Raw genomic sequence first — 19701 nt, 5'->3', positions numbered from 1 at the left:
CGAAGGGGCGGCCATGCGGATCGGTAGCAGCGGGGTCTTGATCGGCGCGGCGTGTGCCCTGGTGTTGACCGGGTGCGCGGAATCGAAGCCGCTGGACTACCCCGGTTCGACCTTCCTGCCGAGCACGTCGGCCGGACCGAATGCCGGTGGGACGCCTGGCACCGCGGCGCCGACCGGGGGCGGTACTCCAGCCCCGGCCACGGCACCGACCGGTGGCGGCGCGGGATCGACCGGTGGTGCCACCTCGGCTCCGAACACCGCGCCCAGCCCGGGGCCCGCCACCGCCGTGGTGACGGTGATCGCGGTCGACGCCACAAAGCAGCCCCGTGACGGCTTCACGCTGGCCAGCTCCGACCCCGTCGGCACGCTGAGCTGTGAAGACGCCGTCCCCAGCCGCTCGGCGACCACGGCGGGCATCTACCACTGCGGCCCGTCGGCGGCGTCGGCCGATGTCTGCTGGCCGACCCAGGACAACGTCACCCTGCTCTGCGCCTCGGACCCCTGGGAACGCACCCTGCGCAAGTACACTGTCGACCCGCCGCTGACCCCGATCGGCCGCACCGACTCCCCGGAACCCTGGGCCCTCGAACTCGCCGACGGCCGCCAGTGCCGCATCCGCGTCGGCGGCGCCTGGGGCGGTCGCTCCGACGGCCTGGTCGGCGCCTACTCCTGCTCCGGCGGCCACGACGTCGTCCTGCAACCGTCGGACGCCCGCACCGCCATCGACACGTCCTCGGACACCTGGCGGGTCGCCGTCGGCCCCCTCGGCTCCGGCAACCCCGACTTCCCACCGCCACCGAAGATCGAAGTCCGTACGGCCTACTTCGCCGCCACCAGCTCCTCGTGAGCAGTGCCGCGGGACGGTGGGATACGGCTCAGTGGGGTTTGCGGTGGGTCGGGATCAGGTGGCGGGCGTGGGCGATGGCGGCGCCGGTGTCGGGGAAGACGCTGTCCGCGCCGCCGGAGGGCAGCGCGCCCATGGTGCTCAGGCGGCGGTGGTGGTCGGGGCGCAGGCCCGAGAACAGGACCGTGATGTGGCGGTGTTCGAGTTTGCGGACGGCGTCGGTGAGGACCAGGGCGCCGGTGGTGTCGAGGGCGGTGATGCGCGACATGCGCAGGATCACCACCCGCACGTCGGTGACCTCGGCCAGTTCCAGCAGGAAGCGGTGGGCGGCGGCGAAGAACAGCGGGCCGTCGATGCGATAGGCGACGATGTGGTCGCGCAGCAGCGCGTGCTCCTCGCCGAGATGGTCGGACTCGTCGAGCGGGACCTGGTGCAGCCCGGCCTCTTTCGCGATCGCGCGCACGGCGAGGACCAGGGCGAAGCCGATGCCTATCACCACCGCGGTGACCAGGTCGAAGGCCACCGTGACGACGAAGGTGATCGCCATGACCACCGCGTCCCCGCGCGAGGCACGGGCGATGGCGGCCAGCGAGGCGGCCTCGACCATGCGCACCGTGGTCGCCAGCAGGACTCCGGCCAGCGCCGCGATCGGGATATCGGCGACCAGGCCCGCCGCCCCGTAGACGATCCCGGCCAGGATCGCCGCGTGGGTGAGCGCGGCCAGCGGCGTGCGCGCGCCGGAGCGCACATTCACCGCCGTCCGCGCGATGGCGCCGGTCGCGGGCACCCCACCGAACAGCGGCGCCGCGATATTGGCCAGGCCCTGCCCGAACAGTTCGCGATCGGGATCGTGGCGGGTGCCCACCGCCATGGCGTCGGCGGCCGTGGCCGAGAGCAGTGACTCCAGCGCGGCCAGCGCGGCGACCGCCAGCGCGGGCAGCAGCAGGGTGGTCAGCTCGTCGAGTCGCAGGAATTCCAGCGACGGCGCGGGCAGCCCGGCCGGGATCGCGCCGATGCGCGCGAGATCCAGATCGAACAGACCCGCGCACACCGTCGCCAGCACAACCGTGACCAGGGCGAACGGCAACCTCGGCAGGTAGCGGCCGCCGATCAGGATCACCACCGCCACCGCCAGCGCGGTCACCGGCGCGGTGAGGTGCGGGTCGGCGACGAAGCGGCGCACCGCGTCGAAGGCCGACTGCCAGACCTTCTCGCCCTCGGCGCCCGACACCCCCAGCGCGCCGGGGAACTGCTGGAGCGCGATCACCACCGCGATGCCCGCGGTGAACCCCTCGATCACCGGGGCGGGCATGAACCGCACCGCCCGGCCGACCCCGGCGAAGGCCAGCCCGACCAGCAGCACCCCGGCCATCAACCCGACGGTCAGCACGCCGGACGCGCCGTGCTCGGCCACGATCGGCACCAGCACCACCGTCATGGCGCCGGTCGGTCCGGAGACCTGGAAGCGCGAACCACCGAAGACCGCGGCGACCGCACCGGCCACGATGGCCGTCGCCAACCCGGCGGCGGCTCCGAGCCCGGAACTGATGCCGAATCCCAGCGCCAGTGGCAAGGCCACCAGCGCCACGATCAGCCCCGACAACAGATCCGAGCCCGGCGCCCGGAAGGCGGGCTGCCACGCCGACCAGGTCGGCAGCAGGGCCCGCATGGTCAGCGGTTGCCGAGCAGACGCGACTTCAGCGCGGCGAGCTGCTCGCGCAGCTGGTCGGGTAACCGGTTGCCACCGATCCCGGCGAACCACTCGTCGATGGACCGGGTCTCGGCCACCCACTCGTCGGTGTCGACGGCCAGGGCCCGCTCGACCAGGGCGCGATCGGCCTCGCTCAGCCCGGACAGGTCCAGCGCGTCGGCGGTGGGGACGTACCCGATGGGCGTCCACCGCGCCTCGGCACCGCCGTCGAGGCGTTCGAGCGCCCACTTCAGCACGCGGACGTTGTCACCGAAGCCGGGCCACAGGAAGGTGCCGTCGGCATCGCGCCGGAACCAGTTGACCTGGAAGATCTTCGGCAGTTTCGCCGGATCGGCGGCCGCGCCCAGCTTCAGCCAGTGCGCGAAGTAGTCACCGACGTGGTAGCCGAGGAACGGCAGCATGGCCATCGGATCGCGGCGCACCACACCGACCGCGCCCGCCGCCGCGGCGGTGGTCTCCGAGGACAGCACCGAGGCCGTGAACACCCCGTGCGCCCAGTCGAAGGTCTCGGCCACCAGCGGCACCGTGTTCGCCCGGCGTCCGCCGAAGAAGATCGCCGAGATCGGCACGCCGGTGGGGTCGTTCCACTCCGGCGCCACCGAGGGGCACTGCTCGATCGGCGTGCAGTAGCGCGAGTTCGGATGCGCGGCAGGGGTTCCCGACTCCGGGGCCCAGTCGTCGCCACGCCAGTCGGTGAGGTGGGCGGGTGGCTGTTTCGTCAGCCCCTCCCACCACACGTCGCCCTGGTCGGTGAGCGCGGTGTTGGTGAAGATCGAGTTGCCGCGCGCGATGGTGGCGACGGCATTGGGGTTGGTGTGCTCGCCGGTGCCCGGCGCGACGCCGAAGAAACCGGCCTCGGGGTTCACCGCGTAGAGCCTGCCGTCGGCGCCGAAGCGCATCCAGGCGATGTCGTCACCGATGGTCTCGGCCCGCCAGCCGGGCAGCGCCGGTTCCAGCATGGCCAGATTCGTCTTGCCGCACGAGGACGGGAACGCGGCCGCCACGTAGTGCGTCTTCCCCTGCGGCGAGGTGAGTTTCAGGATGAGCATGTGCTCGGCCAGCCAGCCCTCGTCGCGACCGAGCACCGAGGCGATGCGCAGCGCGAAGCACTTCTTGCCCAGCAGCGCGTTGCCGCCGTAGCCGGAGCCGTAGCTCCAGATGGTGCGCGATTCGGGGAAGTGCGCGATGTATTTGGTGTGGTCGCACGGCCACGGCACATCGGCCTGTCCGGCGGCCAGCGGGGCGCCGACCGAGTGCAGGCACCGCACGAAATCGGTGTCGGCGCCGAGCTTTTCCCAGACCGGGGTGCCCGAGCGGGTCATGATCTGCATCGACACGGCCACATACGCCGAGTCGGTGATCTGCACGCCGAACTTCGGTTCGGCGGCGTCGAGCGGGCCCATGCAGAACGCGATCACGTACAGGGTGCGGCCGGTCATGGCGCCGCGGTAGTGCTCGGTGAGCACGGTGCGCATGTCGACGGGGTCGACCCAGTTGTTGGTGGGGCCCGCGTCGGCGGGGTCCTCGGAGCAGAGGAAGGTGCGGTCCTCGACGCGGGCGACGTCCTCGGGGTCGGAGACGCACCAGAAGGAGTTGGGCTTGGCGTCGAGGCGCACGAAGGTGCCCTTGTCGACCAGGTCGGTGGTCAGCCGGTCCCATTCGGCATGCGAACCGTCGCACCAGACGATGGCGTCGGGGGTGGTCAGCGCGGCGATCTCGTCGACCCAGCGCAGGACGGCCGGATGCGCGGTGGGGACCGTCGCGGGCACGGAGCTCGCGGTCACGATGTTCTCCTTCTCACCTTGCTAGGTGTCTAGTTTAGAAAATACGCAATCAGTGGGGGACGGGTCGGCCCGGTTCGGCGGCGCCGGATCAGGCGACGGTGGACTCGGGAGGATTGTCGAGCAGTTCCGCCTGACCGGCGACGACGCCGGTCAGGATGGCGCGAGCCACGATCAGCAGCTCTTTCACCCGGGGCGAGGTGAGCTCGTAGGTCACCGACAGGCCCTCGCGGCGGGCGGTCACCAGCCCCGCGCGACGCAGGATCGCCAGCTGTTGAGACAGGTTCGCCGCCTCGACGCCGACTTCCGGCAGCATCTCCGAGACGGCGTGTTCGCGCTCGCTGAGCAGCTCCAGCACCCGGATCCGCACCGGATGGCCGAGGGTTTTGAAGAAGTCGGCCTTCATCTGATAGAGCGGCCTGCTCAGTCCTGGCACCGTGCTGCGTCCCGTCCTGCCGTCGGAGGTAAGGTGTTTTCTAACTTTAGCAAACAGGCTAACAGGAGTGATATGCCCCTCGTCCCGCTCAACGGCATCCAGATCAACTACGAGGTCACCGGATCCGGTCCGCTGGTCCTGCTCGTGATGGGCAGCGGCAGCCCCGGTCGCGTCTGGCGGACCTATCAGGTTCCCGCCCTGGTCAAGGCCGGATTCCGGGTGGCGACGATGGACAATCGCGGAATCGCGCCGTCCACCGAGTCGGCCGCGGGCATCACCATGACCGATCTCGTCGGCGACACCGCCGCGCTCATCGAGCACCTCGGCGCGCCCGCGCACGTCGTCGGCACCTCGATGGGGTCGCGGGTGGTCGCCGAACTGGCGCTGGCCCGACCCGAGCTGCTGGGCAAGGCGGTGCTCTTCGCGGCCACCGCCCGCCCGCATCCGGTGACGAGCACGCTGAGCCGGGGCGAGCAGGCCCTCTTCGACAAGGGCATCCAGCTGCCGCCGGAGTACGCGGCCGCGGTCAAGGCGATGCTGAACCTGTCCCCGCACACCCTGGCCGACCCGGCCAAGGCCCAGGAATGGCTCGACATCTTCGAGTTCACCGCGGGCAAGGCCACCGCGGGCACCCGCGCGCAGGCGGGCATGGACCGCTCACAGGACCGCCGCGAGGCCTATCGCGGGATCACCGTCCCCAGCCTGGTGGTCGGCTTCGCCGACGACCAGATGGTCCCGCCCCGCTTCGGCCGCGAGGTCGCCGAGGTCATCCCGGGCGCCACCTACACCGAGATCGACCGATGCGGCCACTACGGCTACCTCGAACGCCCCGACGAGATCAACCGCGTCCTGATCGACTTCCTCGGTTAGTCCCAGGGCTGCACGGGTGGTTTGACCCACAGCAGTTTCTCGTCGGCGTGGGCGCGCACTGCGGCCGGGTGGTCGGGGTTGCGGGTGGCCCAGGCGTCTTTCTGGTCGAGCAGGTCGGCGACGACCCGCCAGGTCTCGTCGGTGCTGGGTGGGTTGGTCGCCGCGGCGCGGGCTAGTTTGCGCAGGGTGGGCGCGGGGAGGGTGGTCAGTTCGGTGCTGTCGATATCGCGGGCCCAGATGTAGGCGGCCAGGCGGCGGGCCTTGACGACGCGGCTGGCGGTCGCCGCGTCGGAATGCGCGTGATCGGGTGCCTGATCGGCGCTGTCTGGCACGTCGGCGATTCTACGACGAACGCCCGCGCCCCGGTCGACGATGACCGGGGCGCGGGCGTTCAGTGCGTCAGCAGCTGTCAGTACGCGCTGTTGACGTTGTCCATCGAGCCGTAGCGCGAGGCCGCGTAGTTGCAGGCCGCGACGATGTTGGAGACCGGGTTCCAGACGTCGAAGGGGGTGCCCTCGACGTGGTACGCGGCGAAGGTGGGGTCGATCACCTGGAGCAGGCCCTTGGAGGGGATGCCGTTGATCGCGTTGATGTCCCACAGGTTGATCGCCTGGGGGTTACCCGTCGACTCGCGCATGATGTTGCGGTGGATGCCCTCGTAGCTGCCGGGGATGCCCTTGGCGGCCATGATGTCGAGGGCCTCACGGATCCAGCCGTCGAGGTTGTTCTCGTAGGTCTTGGGGGCCGGTTCCGGCATCGGGGCCGGAGCGGCCTCGGGAGCGGGAGCCGGAGCGGCCTCGGGGGCCGGGGCCGGGGCGGCCTGCAGGGCCGGGGCCGCGGGAGCGGGGATGTTCTCCGCCTGCTCGACGACCATCGCAGCACGCTCGGGAACGCTGTCGTCGGCGAAGGAGACGGCGGAGGACGCGGCTACGGCGACCAGGCCGACCGCGGCGACCGCCACGGTGAACGCCTCACGACGCGAACGACGGCCGATAACGGTGCTGAGCTTGTCTTTGTTGAGCATTGCTGTTCTGTTCCTTCATCTCTGTCTGGCGAGCACCGGCCCGGTGTGGAGTACGGTGGATCGCGGCAGCGCACGCAGCGGCGCACGCCGGTCAGGCGATGTGTTGTTTCTTGTCTGTATGGGGAAGGTGCGACGCTGTCAGGGAGTGGGACGCTCGAGGCTGTCCATCGCGTCGCACGGTGCTCCACAGCTGGCTGCGGGGAGACCACGCGCTGTTTGGAACTTCCGGAAGTTGGGTACTCCCGCTCTAACCAAACCGCAGGTCCGTTTGTGACCTGATTGCAGAATGGTCACGGTAGGTGAACGCAGGGTGAACGAGACCTGAACGGCAAACGATGCCGATCTTGGTCGGTTCCCGCGGGGGATGCGGAATCGTTATGTATGCAGGGGGTTTGCTCCTGTTACCGCAGTGGTGGGCGTCACAGAAAAAGTTTGCCCGAATCGGGTTTCAGGAGTGTTTGCGCAGCTCGAAGCTGTCCGAATTGGTGTGCGAGTGGCATCAGTGGCCCGACTCCATGGCCGTTCGATAACGAGATCGTGACCGTTGTCCGACGTTCGCGCGGACGCAGAAAGACCGCATCCCGGCAGTTGTGATAACTGCCGGGATGCGGTCTGTTGTGCGCCATCAGGGACTCGAACCCCGAACCCGCTGATTAAGAGTCAGCTGCTCTGCCAATTGAGCTAATGGCGCTTGGTTTGCTGTGGATCGCGGCTCCGGGAGTGTCTCCCTTGCCCCGCTCTCCGGTGCGGAACAAACATTAACAGGCCGGGGGGCGAAACGTGAAATCGGGCTCTGACCAGCGGCGACGCGAAGATCTTCGCGTTGTTAACGGCGGCGGCCCTCGGACGTATCTAACGATTGTGAACTGGTCGTGTCGCGGGGGCTTTCCCGTTGGTCCGGGCCGGGCGGGCTGGCAGAATGACGGGACGACGATCTCGAACGCCCCGCCGACGCGGTTGGCACGAACGATTCAGTCGGTGGGATCTGCGACGCGGCGGTTATCGCGTCGGTACGGAAACGGGGTTGACATGGGTAAGAAGCGGGGGCGACCTCGGTCGCTACGGACGTTCGTTCCGGTCGTGCTGGTCGCGGTGCTCGCACTGGGCGTCTCGGCCTGCTCGTCGGCGGAGGGCTCGGGGGTGGAGGCGGCGATCGATCGCAATCCCATCACCGAGCTGATGAAGCCGAAGCTGGTCTCGGCGATCAAGGACGGCCAGGTCGGCGTCTCGCCGGGTATGCCGCTGGGCTTCCAGGTGGAGGACGGCACCTTCACCGAGGTGGCGCTGACCAACCCGCAGGGCACCCCCGTCGCGGGCAAGCTCGCCGCCGACGGCCGCTCCTGGGAGACCACCGAGGTGCTCGGCTACGGCAAGACCTACACGCTGACCGCGCAGGCGATCGGGCTGGGCGGGGCCAACTCCACCCGACTCTCGTTCACCACCAGTTCCCCCGGTAACCAGACCAAGCCCTACCTGCTGCCCGGCGAGGGCGAGGTGGTCGGCATCGGTCAGCCGGTGGCGATCCAGTTCGACGAGAACATCCCCGATCGTCGCGCCGCGCAGGACGCCATCAAGATCACCACCGAACCCGCGGTCGAGGGCGCCTTCTACTGGGTGAACAACCGGGAGGTGCGCTGGCGGCCGGAGAACTTCTGGGCGCCGGGCACCAAGGTGACCATCGAGGTGAACGTCTACGGCAAGGACCTGGGCAAGGGGCTCTACGGCCAGGACAACATCCAGTCGTTCTTCACCGTCGGCGACGCGCAGATCTTCACCGCCGACGACAACACCAAGCAGGTGGTCGTCGAACGCAACGGCCAGGTCGTGATGACCATGCCGACCTCGATGGGCAAGGACAGCACGCCCACCGACAACGGCGTCTACATCGTCGGCGACAAGTTCGAGCACATCATCATGGACTCCTCGACCTACGGTGTCGCGGTGGACTCCGCGGCCGGGTACCGCACCCCGGTCGACTTCGCCACCCGGATCTCCTACAGCGGCATCTTCTTCCATTCGGCGCCCTGGTCGGTGGGGCAGCAGGGCTACTCCAACGCCAGCCACGGCTGCCTGAACCTGAGCCCGGCCAACGCGCGCTGGGTGTACGAGAACGCCAAGCGCGGTGACATCACCATCGTCAAGAACACCGTCGGCGGCACCCTGTCCGGGGTCGACGGGCTCGGTGACTGGAACATCCCGTGGCCGGAGTGGAAGGCGGGCAACGCCGACGTCGCCTGAGCCACGGCACACGAAAGACCGAGGGCCACCGGAGATCTGCGGTGGCCCTCGGTCGTGATCGGGGTGGTTCAGGCCGGGGTGGGCAGGTCGGCGCAGTCCATCATGGCCTCGCCCGCGACGGCGAGCGCGCTGCCGAGGGCGCCGCACAGGATCCGCCCGCCGAACAGCAGGCGGTCCAGGTTGGGCAGTCCGGCCGAGCCGGTGCCCGAGGAGCCGGTGGTCTCCACGCCGGTCGTCGATCCGCTCTGCGCGGAGCCGGACTCGGGCAGCTCGCTGGGCAGTCCGGCGGCCGCGGTGGCGCCGGGCACCTCCGCGGTGAACTCGGTGAGGGGCAGGCCGGGTGACGCCGCCGCGGTGCCCGCGACGGGACCGAGCACGGTGGCGGCCGCGAGGGCCACGACGACGGTGGAACGCTTCATCAAGTGGTCTTTCCGGTCGAACGCTGACGAGATCCGCCACACACCTGGGCGGCGGTCCAGAGTGTAGCGGGCCGGACGTGAGGTTCGTCATGAATCCGTCATGTGCCCGCTCAGGCGGTGGCTCGGTGATCTTCGCCATGCAGTTCGGTGCTGATCCCGGTCGGGTCGCCCAGGGCGATCCGGCGCACGCCGCAGCGGCAGCGCTGGTAGGCGACGAGGCCGTCGCTGGTGCGGTGGCAGGACTCGATCCGCCAGGTGTGGGTGTGGTGGCTGCTCATGCTTCGAGTCTGTTGTAATGGCATTGTGCATTACAACCATTACGGGCGGGAGCCGGTGCAACTTGGTATCGAACTGCTCAACGAGCCGTGCGCGAGCGCGGCGGAACTGGGGCAGCGCTGTGCCGCCGCGGGGCTGGTGCTGTCGTGCGCGCCCACCGAGGACGATCGCGCCTCCGTGACGGCCTTTCTGGCGCGCTGGCGTCGGGTGGTGCTGGCCGCGGACCGGTCCGAGCGCGCCGCCCTGCTCAATGTGTTGCTGGGCGAGTACGCGGCGGCGCCCCGGCTGACCGATCACGCCGGGGACGGCTGGCATCTGCACTTCCGCGACCCCGGTGTGGCCACCGCCCGCCAGATCGCCGCGCTGATCACCGTCGGCACGGCCCTGCACCTGACCGGTCTCGGCATGGATCGGCTCGGTGGCTGCGCGGCCGAGGGCTGCGACCGGGTCTTCGCGGACAACTCCCGCAACGGCACGCAACGCTTCTGCAGTCCGGCGTGTGCGAATCGTGCGGCGGTGCGCAGGCATCGTGCGCGTCGCGAGAATGCCCGCTGACACGGAGAAAGCCCGGTCCGTGGGGGACCGGGCTTTCTCGCTCGGGGTGACTGACGGGACTCGAACCCGCGACAGCCAGGATCACAACCTGGTGCTCTACCAACTGAACTACAGTCACCATCACCGGTTATTCACCGGCGCGGTAAATAGTAGCGTGCCAGGGGGCGTATGCCCTAATCCGCTGGTCGGGGGTTCGATCCGGTGACATCCACGGCCTCGGTGGCGGCCGCCGCGGCGGCGCTGATCTCGGTGGTCGAGGGGCCGGGCAGGGGGACGAACGCGGTGCGGCGGTAGTACTCGAGCTCGCGGATGGATTCCTTGATGTCGGCCAGCGCGCGGTGGGCCAGGCCCTTGTCCGGCTGACCGAAGTAGATGCGCGGGTACCAGCGGCGGCACAGCTCCTTGATCGAGCTCACATCGACCATCCGGTAGTGCAGGTGCGCGTCGAGTTCCGGCATGTCGCGGGCGATGAAACCGCGGTCGGTGGCGATGGAGTTGCCGCACAGCGGCACCGTGCGGGCGGCGGGCGCGTACTGGCGGATGTAGTCGAGGACCTCGGCCTGGGCCTGCTCGAGGGTCACGGTGGAGGCGCGGACCTCTTCGGTGAGACCGGACTTGGCGTGCATCTCGGCGACGACCGGGGGCATGCAGGCCAGGGCGGCGTCGTCGGCGTGGATGACGATGTCGACACCGTCACCGAGGATGTTCAGGTCGCTGTCGGTCACGAGCGCGGCGATCTCGATCAGCTTGTCGCTGTCGAGACGGAGCCCCGTCATCTCGCAATCCATCCAGACCAAGAGTTTGTCGGACACGTGAGTCACCCTAACGGTGCGGCACTCGCCCGGATCGGTAGGTGCGTCGCGCGGGCGAGGCGGCGCGGTTGCGCGACCGGCGAGGATACAGTTTTCCCTGGACTTGCGTACGGCTCGGTGACCAGACGGAGGACGCGCGAATGACCACCCCTCAGGAGAAGGCAGCGGCGGCCCGCAAGGCGGCCGAGGAGGCGGCGCGGGTCGCCGCGGAGGCGGCCGAAGCCGCCGAGGCCGCGGAGCGGGAGGCAGCCGCCAGCACCGAAACGTCCAGCGCGCCCGCGGTATCGGGCGCCGCCGCCGAGATCGCCGCGGGTTATGCCGTCGACGGTGCGGCCCTGGAGCTGGGCACCGTGATGGTCGACGGGGTCGCCGATCCGGCTGCGCGCGTGCGTATTCCGCTGCGGATGATGAACCGGCACGGGCTGGTTGCGGGCGCGACCGGTACCGGGAAGACCAAGACCCTGCAGGGCATCGCCGAACAGCTCTCGCGGGCCGGGGTTCCGGTGGTGATGGCCGATATCAAGGGCGATCTGTCGGGCCTGAGCGAACCCGGCGCCGACAACGACAAGATCCGCGCCCGCGCCGAGGAGACGGGCGCGACCGGCTGGGCGCCGAGCGCGTATCCCACCGAGTTCGTCTCGCTCGGGACCGGCGGGGTCGGGGTACCGATCCGCGCGACGATCAGTTCCTTCGGCCCGATCCTGCTCAGCAAGGTGCTCGGCCTCAACGACACCCAGGAATCGACGCTGGGCCTGATCTTCCACTGGGCCGATCAGCGCGGGCTGGCGCTGCTGGACCTGAAGGACCTGCGCGCGGTGATCACCCACCTGACCAGCGCGGAAGGCAAAGCGGATCTCAAGGGCATCGGTGGGGTGTCGGCGCAGACGGCCGGGGTGATCCTGCGCGCGCTGGTGAATCTGGAGGCCGAGGGCGGTGACACCTTCTTCGGCGAACCGGAACTCGATCCGGCCGATCTGCTGCGCACCGCGGGCGGGCAGGGCGTGATCACGCTGTTCGAGCTGGGTCAGCAGGCCGCGCGGCCGGTGCTGTTCTCCACCTTCCTGATGTGGGTGCTGGCCGACCTGTTCCAGGTGCTGCCCGAGGAGGGCGACCTGGACAAGCCCAAGCTGGTGTTCATCTTCGACGAGGCGCATCTGCTCTTCGCCGAGGCGTCCAAGGCGTTCCTGCAGCAGGTCGAGCAGACGGTGAAACTCATCCGCTCCAAGGGCGTCGGCGTGTTCTTCTGCACCCAGTTGCCCACCGACATCCCCAATCCGGTGCTCTCCCAGCTCGGCGCGCGGGTGCAGCACGCCCTGCGCGCCTTCACCCCCGACGATCAGAAGGCGCTGTCGAAGACGGTGCGCACGTATCCGAAATCGGCGGTGTACGACCTGGAATCGGCGCTGACCTCGCTGGGCACCGGTGAGGCGATCGTCACGGTGCTCTCGGAGAAGGGCGCGCCGACACCGGTGGCGTGGACGAAGATCGCCCCGCCGCGCTCACTCATGGACACCGTCGGCGAGGACGCGATCAAGTCCAAGGCACTGGCCAGCGCGCTGCGGGGCAAGTACGGGCAGACCGTGGACCGGGAGTCGGCCTACGAGATGCTGCTGGCCAGCGTGGCCGCCGCCGATCCGGCACCCGAGGCCACCCCAGCGCCCGGCCGGGCCGAACCCGCCGACGACTCGGCCGCCGACCGGATCATGAACAATCCGGCGGTCAAGAGTTTCCTGCGCTCGGCGGCCAGCGCGGCGGGTCGCGAGATCAGCCGCAGCCTGTTCGGGACGCGGCGACGGCGCTGACTAGTTGCCCAGCTTCTTGTAGAAGGCGCCCGCGATCGGGGCGGTGAACGAGCGCGGGCCGTAGTTGCCCGCCACGCTCATGCCCTTGCTGATCAGGCCGGGCACGATGCGCATCTTGTTGCGGGCCAGCGCGTCGATGGACACCTTGGCGGTGTACTCGGAGGAGACCCAGAGGAAGTCGGGGACCATCTTGTCGACGATCGACTCGTCCTCGGGAGCGGGGGTCTCGGTGCGCACCGGGCCGGGGGCCAGCAGGGTCACGTTGACGCCGCTGCCCTTGAGCTCGCCGCGCAGCGACTCGGAGAAGGTGTTGGCGAACGCCTTGGAGGCCGCGTAGGTGGCGTTGTTCGGGATCGGCATGTTGCCCGCCGCCGAGCCGCTGATCAGGATGCCGCCCGCCTTGCGCTCGATCATGCCCGGCAGCACGGCCAGGGTGAGATCGTGCACGGCGGTGGCGTTGAGTTCCATCTGCGCGCGCTCGTAGGCGAAGTCCAGTTCGGCGACCGGGCCGAAGGTCGCGATGCCCGCGTTGTTGCACAGGATCGCGATATCGCGCACGGCGAGCTCGTCGACCAGGCTCGCGCGCTGCGCGCGGTCGGCCAGGTCCACCGCGCGCACCTCGGCGGTGATGCCGTGCGCGAGGGTCAGACGCTGGGCCAGCTCGGTCAGGACCTCGCCGCGCCGCGCGACCAGGATCAGCGAGTAGCCGCGACCGGCCAGCTCGGCGGCCAGCGCGGTGCCGATGCCGGAGGAGGCGCCGGTGACGACGGCGCGATTGTCTGCAGTGGGGGAGGGCAAGCTCACACCGGGAGCTTAGGGGATCGGTCCGGCGGGCACATCGACCGGTTGGGCGGCCCTAGCATGGCTGCGATGATTGAGGACCAGGTCTTCGGGATGGGCGACGAGCCGCTCGCGGCGCCGCTCGGTCCGTCGCTGGGCGAGGACGAGGTCGCCCGGGTCGTCGCGGCAACTTGGCCCGAGGCGAGGCCCGAGGAGATCCGCTGGCGGAGCCCGCGGCCGTTGTCGTCGACGGTGGGGGTCCGGTGCGCGGACGGCACCGATCTGGTGGTGAAGCGGCTGCCGTGTGAACTGCGCGACCTGGCTGCGCTGGGCGAGGAACACGGGTTCATGGCACATCTGCGGGCACGCGGGATTCCGGTGCCCGAGGTGCGTGCCACGGTGGGAACGGCCGGTTCGGACCCGGCGGGGCGGGCAAGCGACGGACATCCACTCCGCCCCCAGTCGCCAGGCGTCCCCGTGACGCCGCGCGGCTGTGCCGAGCCTGGGCGGATCAGCGGATCGGGCTCCAGCGCAACCGGGCCCGGACGATTCGTCTACGAAGTGCAGCGGGCGGGGACCGGCACGGACCGGTACCGCGCCGACTTCTCCTGGTCGCCATACCGGGACCGCGACGACGCGGCCGGAGCCGGGGCGATGCTGGGCAGGCTGCACCGGGCCGCCGAGGGTTTCGCGGCACCCGCGCGACCGGCCCGGCCGCTGGTGGCGAGCATGCATACCGGGGTACGCGAGGGGTTCGAGTGGCATCTCGCGCGTCGTCCGGCGGTGGCGCGATTTCTCGCCGGACGGCACTGGCGGGACGAGATCATCGACTTCCGGGCGGACCTCGATGCCGTGGCACCGCTGTGGACGCACGGGGACTGGCACCCGACCAATCTGCTCTGGCAGCACCACCAGGTCGGTTCCGTCATCGACTTCGGGCTGGCCGATCGCACCACGGCGGTCTTCGACCTCGCCACGGCGATCGAACGCACGGCCGTCGACTGGGTCGCCTTGCGTGACGGGGGACCGGCCTCCGTGCGCTACGACCAGATCGCCGCGCTGCTGGCCGGATACCGATCCGAGCGGCCCCTCACGCCCGCCGAGCGAGCCGCGCTGCCGGACCTGCTGCCCCTGATCCACGTGGGCTACGAACTCTCCGAGATCGACTACTTCCTCACCGTCGCCCACGACGCCCGCGCTGCCGAGATCGCCTATCACGACTGGCTTCTCGGTCACCTGCGCTGGTACGCCACGCCCGAGGGGCGTGAGCTCGCCGACGCGCTCCGCTGACCCCGAGACAGCGCACCGCCCCACCCACCCGGATGCGAGTTCGGGGGATGGGGCGGTGCTGGCGGCCGTCCGTCGCGTCGGACGACCGGGTCAGGGGGGAACTACAGGCTCGCCGCCAGGCGGGTGCCCTGGGCGATGGCGCGCTTGGCGTCGAGCTCGGCGGCCACGTCGGCGCCGCCGATCAGGTGCAGGTCGACGCCCGCGGCGCGCAGCGGTTCCTCGAGTTCGCGCACGGATTCCTGTCCGGCGCAGACGATCACATTGTCGACCTCGATGACGCGCGGGTTCTCGTGCTTCTCACCGAAGGAGATGTGCAGCCCGGCGTCGTCGATGCGCTCGTAGTTCACGCCACCGACCTGCTCGACACCCTTGGCCTTGATCGCCGCGCGATGCACCCAGCCGGAGGTCTTGCCCAGGTCCTTGCCGAACGGGGTCGACTTGCGTTGCAGCAGCACGACATCGCGGGCGGCGGGAGCGGGCTTGGGCTGTTTGAGCTGGCCGCGGACCTGCTCGTCGTCGGCGTCGACACCCCACTCCTCCTTCCACTCGTCGAGTTTGAGCGTGGGATGCCCCTCGACCGTGAGGTATTCGCTCACGTCGTAGCCGATGCCGCCCGCGCCGATCACCGCGACCTTCTTACCGACCGGCTTCTCCTGCTTCACCAGTTCGGCGTAGGAGAGCACCATCGGATGGTCGATGCCGGGAATGTTGGGGATGCGCGGGCGCACGCCGGTCGCCAGCACCACCGAGTCGTAGCCGCCCGCGATCAGTTCCTCGGCGGTGACCCGCTTGTCGAGGTGCAGGGCGACACCGGTGAGTTCGATCTTGCGGTTGAAGTAGCGGATCGACTCGTCGAACTCTTCCTTGCCGGGGATGCGGCGGGCGATGTCGAACTGGCCGCCGATCTTGTCGTCGGCCTCGAACAGGTCCACCCGGTGCCCGCGCTCGGCCAGGCTGACCGCGGCCGAGAGCCCGGCCGGTCCGGCACCCACCACCGCGAAGCGCTTGGCGCGCCGGGTCGGCAGCAGATTCAGCGTGGTCTCGCTGCCCGCGCGCGGGTTGACCAGGCACGACACCTTCTTGTTGCCGAAGGCGTGGTCGAGGCAGGCCTGATTGCAGGCGATGCAGGTATTGATCTCGTCGGCGCGATCGCCCTTGGCCTTGTTGGCCCATTCGGGGTCGGCCAGCAGTGGGCGGGCCAGCGAGATCAGGGCGGCGTCGCCGCGGGTGAGGATCTCCTCGGCGATCTCGGGCATGTTGATCCGGTTCGAGGCGCAGACCGGGATGTCCACCTGCCGGGCGATCTTGGCGGTGAACTCCACGAACGCCGCGCGCGGCACCGAGGTGACGATGGTGGGCACCCTGGCCTCGTGCCAGCCGATATCGGTATTGAGGATGTCGACACCGACGGCCTCCAATTCCTTGGCCAGCGCGACGATCTCCTCGAAGGTCTGGCCCTTCTCCACCAGCTCGGCCATCGACAGGCGGAACACGATGATGAAATCGGGGCCGACCGCCGCGCGGATGCGCCGGGCGATCTCCACCGGCAGCCTGCGCCGGTTCTCCGGGGTGCCACCCCACTTGTCGGTGCGCTTGTTCACCCTCGGCGCGAGGAACTGGTTGATGAAATAGCCCTCACCGCCCATGATCTCGCAGCCGTCGTACCCGGCGAGCTTGGCCAGCGAGGCGCAGCGGGCGTAGTCGTCGATGGTGGACTCCACGCCCTTGCTCGACAGCGCGCGCGGCTTGAACGGGTTGATCGCGGACTTGATCGCCGAGGCCGACACACTGGTCGGCATGTAGGAGTAGCGCCCGGCGTGCAGGATCTGGATGGCGATCTTGCCGCCCTCGGCGTGCACCGCCTTGGTGATGGCGCGGTGGCGGTAGGCCTCGGTCTTGGTGGTGAGCTTGCCGCCGAAGGGCAGCAGCCAGCCGGTGCGGTTGGGGGCGTAGCCGCCGGTGATGATCAGGCCGACCCCGCCGCGGGCGCGTTCGGCGAAGTAGGCGGCCAGTTTGTTGGTGTCCCAGGCGCGGTCCTCCAGACCGGTGTGCATGGAACCCATGACCACCCGGTTGCGCAGGGTGGTATGGCCGAGGTCGAGGGGTTCGAACAGGTGCGGAAAACTCATGGGCTGGGTTCACCTTTTCGCGGTCGCAGGGCCTGCAGTACTTCGTCGCACCATTCGACGTAGCCGGTCTCCGCGCGGATACCCGCGCGCAACACCAGGTACTGGTGCAGAGCGGTGCCGGAGAGCTGGTCCGGCACCGGGAAGAATTTCTTCTCGCTGAGGTGGTATTCGTCCAGGCGGCGGGCGTGGTCGGCGCGATGGCGCTCGACCTCGGCGCACACCGCCGCGATGTCACCGTGCGCGGCGCCGCGGATCTTCACGCCCAGTTCGTCGCGCGCGGGGGTGGACTGGGTGGGTTCGGCGATCCAGCGGGCCAACTCGGTGCGCCCGGCGGGAGCCACCGAATAGACCTTCTTGTCGGGCTTGCCCTGCTGGGTCACCGATTCCACGGTCACCCAGCCGGATTCCTCCATACGCTTGAGGACCCGGTAGATCTGCTGATGTGAGGCACTCCAGAAGTAGCCGATCGACTTGTCGAATCGATGGGCGAGCTCGTATCCCGAGCCGGACCGTTCGCTGAGCGAGACCAGCAGCGCGTGCTCCAGTGCCATGGGACGAGGATATCCCGAACCCCCGGTACTATGCAATCAGGTTCATATAGGCGACGACCTGCCGAAACCTCGATGTGTCCTGCCGGGCGCCGCGATCGCCATTACGCTTCGGCCATGACCGAGGTGAGCGCGGCCGAGACCGTCGGTGAGGCGGCCGGACGCGGGCAGGTGCTGGCGTGGGGACTGTGGGATTGGGGGTCCTCGGCGTTCCAGGCCGTGACGCTGACCTTCGTGTTCTCGGTGTATCTCACCGACAAGGTGGGCGACGACCTGCCCGGCGGTGTCTCGGCGAGCGCCTGGCTGGGCTGGGCGCTGGCCGCCGCCGGACTCGTCGTCGCGCTGACCGCCCCGGTCTGCGGCCAGTACTTCGACGCCGTCGGCTCCAGGAAACGCGCGCTGGCCACGCTCACCACCCTCACCGTCGGCGCCATGTCACTGATGTTCTTCGTGCGCGACGACTACCACGACCTGTGGCTGGGCCTGGCGCTGCTGGCCTCCGCCTCGGCCACCTTCGAGCTGGCCGGGGTGCCCTACAACGCCATGATGCGTCAGGTGTCCACCCCGGCCACGGTCGGGCGGGTCTCCGGATTCGGCTGGGCGATGGGCTATTTCGGCGGCATCGTGCTGCTGCTGATCTGCTACGTGGGGTTCCTGGCCGGTGACGGCGACTCGCGCGGGGTCCTCGGCATGCCCACTGACCAGGGGCTCAATGTCCGGCTGGTGATCGTGCTGGCGGCGGTCTGGTTCACCGTGTTCGCGCTGCCGGTGCTGTTCGCGGTGCCGGAGATGCCACGCACCGGCGCCGACCCGGGCGCGGCGCGCAGCGGACTGCTCGGGTCCTACCGGGTGCTGTGGCGTGATGTGCGGGAACTGTGGGGTCGGGACCGGCACACGGTGTGGTTCCTGCTGGCCAGCGCGGTCTTCCGGGACGGGCTGGCCGGGGTGTTCACCTTCGGCGCGGTGCTGGCGGTGCAGGTCTACGGCTTCGCCGACGCCGATGTGCTGCTGTTCGGCATCGCCGCCAATGTGGTGGCCGGGGCGGCCGCCATCGCGGCGGGCCGTTTCGACGACCGGCTCGGCCCCAAGCGCGTGATCGTGGCCTCGCTGGTGGGGATGATCGCCTGCGGGCTGGTGCTGCTGGTGGTCTCGGGCACGCTGATGTTCTGGATCTTCGGCCTCGCGCTGACGGTGTTCGTCGGGCCCGCGCAGGCCTCGGCGCGCTCGTTCCTGGCCCGGCTGGCCCCGCCGGGACGCGAGGGTCAGCTGTTCGGGCTCTACACCACCACCGGGCGGGCGGTCTCGTTCCTCGCGCCCGCCCTGTTCGGCCTGTTCGTCTGGGTGTTCGGTAGTGACCGGGCCGGGATCGCCGGACTGCTGGTGGTCCTGCTGGCCGGACTCCTGGTCCTGCTCCCGGTCCGGGCACCCGCGCGGGCGGAATAAACCAGATCTGGGTGATCTCACAGTGAACGAATGTTCACCCTGTGGTTCACCCGGCGTTCTTGGGCTGCCACCCCGCGATACCCAGCGCGATGAGCCGCATCTGCATGACCGTGCGCTCGACGATGGCGGCCTCCTCGCGCGGGGTCGAGGCCACGAAGGCCGCGATGCCGTCGGTGACCGTGGTGACCAGCAGGTCCGCGGCGATCTCCAGTTCGGTGGTGCTCCACGAGTCCAGCGCGCGTAGCCGGGACAGGTCGGCCACGATCTCGCGCACGATGAGCTGCATCTCCATGGCGATGGCCTGACGCAGGGCGGCCGGGCCGCCGTGGCGCTCGCGGATGAGGAAGCCGAACAGCGCGCGCTTGGTGCGTACCTGGTCGAACACGAAGCGCACGGTATCGGCCAGATGCGCGTCCGGCTTGCGTCTGACCTCGCGCAACGCCAGTCGTAGCGCGGTGACGCCCTCGTCGACCAGGGTCGCGCCGAGGTCGTCGAGCGAGGCGAAGTGCCGATAGAACGCCGTGGGCACGATCCCGGCCGAGCGCGCGATCTCACGCAGGCTCAGCGCCGCGAAGCCGCGGTCGGCGGCCAGCGCGAGCGTGCCGTCGAGAAGGGCGGCCCGGGTGTGCGCTTTGCGCTCGTTACGGGTTCCTGCCTGCTCAGTCACATCGGTGAGCATACATCCGTTCACCATAGTCGAATCCCTCGAGATGTTGCCCGCCTCACATTATTGCCGGTTGACA

19 protein-coding genes and 2 tRNA genes are annotated in these 19701 nt (G+C 69.6%); 7 read left to right on the top strand and 14 right to left on the bottom strand.

Annotated elements, in window-relative coordinates:
* Nucleotides 1–13: 13 nt before the first annotated feature.
* A complete protein-coding gene (locus QC180_RS13210; protein ID WP_278262982.1) occupies nt 14–847 on the top strand; it encodes a hypothetical protein in 834 nt (277 codons plus the stop codon).
* 28 nt (nt 848–875) lie between these two features.
* On the opposite strand, the gene QC180_RS13205 is transcribed toward QC180_RS13210, so the two are convergent.
* From QC180_RS13205 to QC180_RS13195, 3 genes are all read right to left on the bottom strand, one after another.
* The gene (locus QC180_RS13205) at nt 876–2513 is read right to left on the bottom strand and encodes a SulP family inorganic anion transporter (RefSeq protein WP_278262981.1); all 1638 of its coding nucleotides are present in this window, start codon (nt 2511–2513) and stop codon (nt 876–878) included.
* Between the two features lie 2 nt (nt 2514–2515).
* Nucleotides 2516–4339: a phosphoenolpyruvate carboxykinase (GTP) gene (locus tag QC180_RS13200; protein ID WP_278262980.1), complete on the bottom strand. Its 1824-nt coding sequence runs from the start codon at nt 4337–4339 to the stop codon at nt 2516–2518.
* Nucleotides 4340–4427: 88 nt separating this feature from the next.
* On the bottom strand, nt 4428–4742 hold the full coding sequence (locus QC180_RS13195) for an ArsR/SmtB family transcription factor (protein ID WP_278263149.1): 315 nt from the start codon (nt 4740–4742) through the stop codon (nt 4428–4430).
* Between the two features lie 102 nt (nt 4743–4844).
* Between QC180_RS13195 and QC180_RS13190 the strand changes: the two genes are divergently transcribed.
* Nucleotides 4845–5642, top strand: coding sequence for an alpha/beta fold hydrolase (locus tag QC180_RS13190; RefSeq protein ID WP_278262979.1), 798 nt, complete (start codon nt 4845–4847; stop codon nt 5640–5642).
* On the opposite strand, the gene QC180_RS13185 is transcribed toward QC180_RS13190, so the two are convergent.
* The 3 genes from QC180_RS13185 to QC180_RS13175 all read right to left on the bottom strand — a co-directional run bounded on the left by QC180_RS13185 (nt 5639) and on the right by QC180_RS13175 (nt 7357).
* Nucleotides 5639–5974, bottom strand: coding sequence for a hypothetical protein (locus tag QC180_RS13185; protein ID WP_278262978.1), 336 nt, complete (start codon nt 5972–5974; stop codon nt 5639–5641). The genes QC180_RS13190 and QC180_RS13185 overlap by 4 nt on opposite strands.
* A gap of 77 nt (nt 5975–6051) precedes the next feature.
* Entirely contained in the window at nt 6052–6666 is a 615-nt protein-coding gene (locus QC180_RS13180) for a transglycosylase SLT domain-containing protein (protein WP_278262977.1), read from the bottom strand.
* 618 nt (nt 6667–7284) lie between these two features.
* Nucleotides 7285–7357, bottom strand: a tRNA-Lys gene (locus QC180_RS13175).
* 338 nt (nt 7358–7695) lie between these two features.
* Here QC180_RS13175 and QC180_RS13170 point away from each other — a divergent pair.
* On the top strand, nt 7696–8904 hold the full coding sequence (locus QC180_RS13170; RefSeq protein WP_278262976.1) for a L,D-transpeptidase: 1209 nt from the start codon (nt 7696–7698) through the stop codon (nt 8902–8904).
* A gap of 68 nt (nt 8905–8972) precedes the next feature.
* Here QC180_RS13170 and QC180_RS13165 read toward each other — a convergent pair whose 3' ends face one another.
* Together QC180_RS13165 and QC180_RS13160 are read right to left on the bottom strand one after the other, a co-directional pair.
* Nucleotides 8973–9323: a hypothetical protein gene (locus QC180_RS13165; RefSeq protein ID WP_278262975.1), complete on the bottom strand. Its 351-nt coding sequence runs from the start codon at nt 9321–9323 to the stop codon at nt 8973–8975.
* 110 nt (nt 9324–9433) lie between these two features.
* Nucleotides 9434–9601, bottom strand: a complete 168-nt coding sequence (locus tag QC180_RS13160; protein WP_278262974.1) for a hypothetical protein — start codon at nt 9599–9601, stop codon at nt 9434–9436.
* A 25-nt stretch (nt 9602–9626) separates the two neighbouring features.
* Here QC180_RS13160 and QC180_RS13155 point away from each other — a divergent pair, with 25 nt between their 5' ends.
* Nucleotides 9627–10154, top strand: coding sequence for a CGNR zinc finger domain-containing protein (locus QC180_RS13155; protein ID WP_278262973.1), 528 nt, complete (start codon nt 9627–9629; stop codon nt 10152–10154).
* 45 nt (nt 10155–10199) lie between these two features.
* Here QC180_RS13155 and QC180_RS13150 read toward each other — a convergent pair.
* Together QC180_RS13150 and orn are read right to left on the bottom strand one after the other, a co-directional pair.
* Nucleotides 10200–10272, bottom strand: a tRNA-His gene (locus tag QC180_RS13150).
* A 55-nt stretch (nt 10273–10327) separates the two neighbouring features.
* Nucleotides 10328–10966, bottom strand: coding sequence for an oligoribonuclease (gene orn / locus QC180_RS13145; RefSeq protein WP_278262972.1), 639 nt, complete (start codon nt 10964–10966; stop codon nt 10328–10330).
* 140 nt (nt 10967–11106) lie between these two features.
* Here orn and QC180_RS13140 point away from each other — a divergent pair, with 140 nt between their 5' ends.
* Nucleotides 11107–12768: a helicase HerA-like domain-containing protein gene (locus QC180_RS13140; protein ID WP_278262971.1), complete on the top strand. Its 1662-nt coding sequence runs from the start codon at nt 11107–11109 to the stop codon at nt 12766–12768.
* Here QC180_RS13140 and cmrA read toward each other — a convergent pair whose 3' ends face one another.
* Nucleotides 12769–13572: a mycolate reductase gene (gene cmrA / locus QC180_RS13135; RefSeq protein WP_278262970.1), complete on the bottom strand. Its 804-nt coding sequence runs from the start codon at nt 13570–13572 to the stop codon at nt 12769–12771.
* Nucleotides 13573–13638: 66 nt separating this feature from the next.
* Between cmrA and QC180_RS13130 the strand changes: the two genes are divergently transcribed.
* Entirely contained in the window at nt 13639–14838 is a 1200-nt protein-coding gene (locus QC180_RS13130; protein ID WP_278262969.1) for a phosphotransferase enzyme family protein, read from the top strand.
* A gap of 101 nt (nt 14839–14939) precedes the next feature.
* Here the strand turns inward: QC180_RS13130 and QC180_RS13125 are convergent, their stop codons facing one another.
* Both QC180_RS13125 and QC180_RS13120 read right to left on the bottom strand, forming a co-directional pair.
* Nucleotides 14940–16967 carry an NADPH-dependent 2,4-dienoyl-CoA reductase gene (locus QC180_RS13125; RefSeq protein ID WP_278262968.1) on the bottom strand — a complete coding sequence of 676 codons (2028 nt, stop codon included), beginning with the start codon at nt 16965–16967 and terminating at the stop codon, nt 14940–14942.
* The gene (locus QC180_RS13120) at nt 16964–17518 is read right to left on the bottom strand and encodes a PadR family transcriptional regulator (protein WP_278262967.1); all 555 of its coding nucleotides are present in this window, start codon (nt 17516–17518) and stop codon (nt 16964–16966) included. Before QC180_RS13120 ends, QC180_RS13125 begins: the two co-directional genes overlap by 4 nt.
* Nucleotides 17519–17632: 114 nt before the next feature.
* Here QC180_RS13120 and QC180_RS13115 point away from each other — a divergent pair, with 114 nt between their 5' ends.
* Nucleotides 17633–18958, top strand: a complete 1326-nt coding sequence (locus QC180_RS13115) for an MFS transporter (RefSeq protein WP_278262966.1) — start codon at nt 17633–17635, stop codon at nt 18956–18958.
* A 46-nt stretch (nt 18959–19004) separates the two neighbouring features.
* Here the strand turns inward: QC180_RS13115 and QC180_RS13110 are convergent, their stop codons facing one another.
* On the bottom strand, nt 19005–19652 hold the full coding sequence (locus QC180_RS13110) for a TetR family transcriptional regulator (RefSeq protein ID WP_474646432.1): 648 nt from the start codon (nt 19650–19652) through the stop codon (nt 19005–19007).
* Nucleotides 19653–19701: the final 49 nt, after the last annotated feature.

This window comes from Nocardia anocheti, assembly GCF_029675105.1.
Lineage (GTDB): Bacteria > Actinomycetota > Actinomycetes > Mycobacteriales > Mycobacteriaceae > Nocardia.
The sequence above is the reverse complement of the archived record's forward strand: the minus strand, read 5'-3'. Positions and strand labels throughout refer to the sequence as shown.

Coding starts and splice junctions, on each gene's coding strand:
- QC180_RS13210 (WP_278262982.1), top strand. CDS start 14: ATGCGGATCGGTAGCAGCGGGGTCTTGATCGGCGCGGCGTGTGCCCTG.
- QC180_RS13205 (WP_278262981.1), bottom strand. CDS start 2,513: ATGCGGGCCCTGCTGCCGACCTGGTCGGCGTGGCAGCCCGCCTTCCGG.
- QC180_RS13195 (WP_278263149.1), bottom strand. CDS start 4,742: ATGAAGGCCGACTTCTTCAAAACCCTCGGCCATCCGGTGCGGATCCGG.
- QC180_RS13190 (WP_278262979.1), top strand. CDS start 4,845: ATGCCCCTCGTCCCGCTCAACGGCATCCAGATCAACTACGAGGTCACC.
- QC180_RS13180 (WP_278262977.1), bottom strand. CDS start 6,666: ATGCTCAACAAAGACAAGCTCAGCACCGTTATCGGCCGTCGTTCGCGT.
- QC180_RS13170 (WP_278262976.1), top strand. CDS start 7,696: ATGGGTAAGAAGCGGGGGCGACCTCGGTCGCTACGGACGTTCGTTCCG.
- QC180_RS13165 (WP_278262975.1), bottom strand. CDS start 9,323: ATGAAGCGTTCCACCGTCGTCGTGGCCCTCGCGGCCGCCACCGTGCTC.
- QC180_RS13160 (WP_278262974.1), bottom strand. CDS start 9,601: ATGAGCAGCCACCACACCCACACCTGGCGGATCGAGTCCTGCCACCGC.
- QC180_RS13140 (WP_278262971.1), top strand. CDS start 11,107: ATGACCACCCCTCAGGAGAAGGCAGCGGCGGCCCGCAAGGCGGCCGAG.
- QC180_RS13130 (WP_278262969.1), top strand. CDS start 13,639: ATGATTGAGGACCAGGTCTTCGGGATGGGCGACGAGCCGCTCGCGGCG.
- QC180_RS13125 (WP_278262968.1), bottom strand. CDS start 16,967: ATGAGTTTTCCGCACCTGTTCGAACCCCTCGACCTCGGCCATACCACC.
- QC180_RS13120 (WP_278262967.1), bottom strand. CDS start 17,518: ATGGCACTGGAGCACGCGCTGCTGGTCTCGCTCAGCGAACGGTCCGGC.
- QC180_RS13115 (WP_278262966.1), top strand. CDS start 17,633: ATGACCGAGGTGAGCGCGGCCGAGACCGTCGGTGAGGCGGCCGGACGC.
- QC180_RS13110 (WP_474646432.1), bottom strand. CDS start 19,652: ATGGTGAACGGATGTATGCTCACCGATGTGACTGAGCAGGCAGGAACC.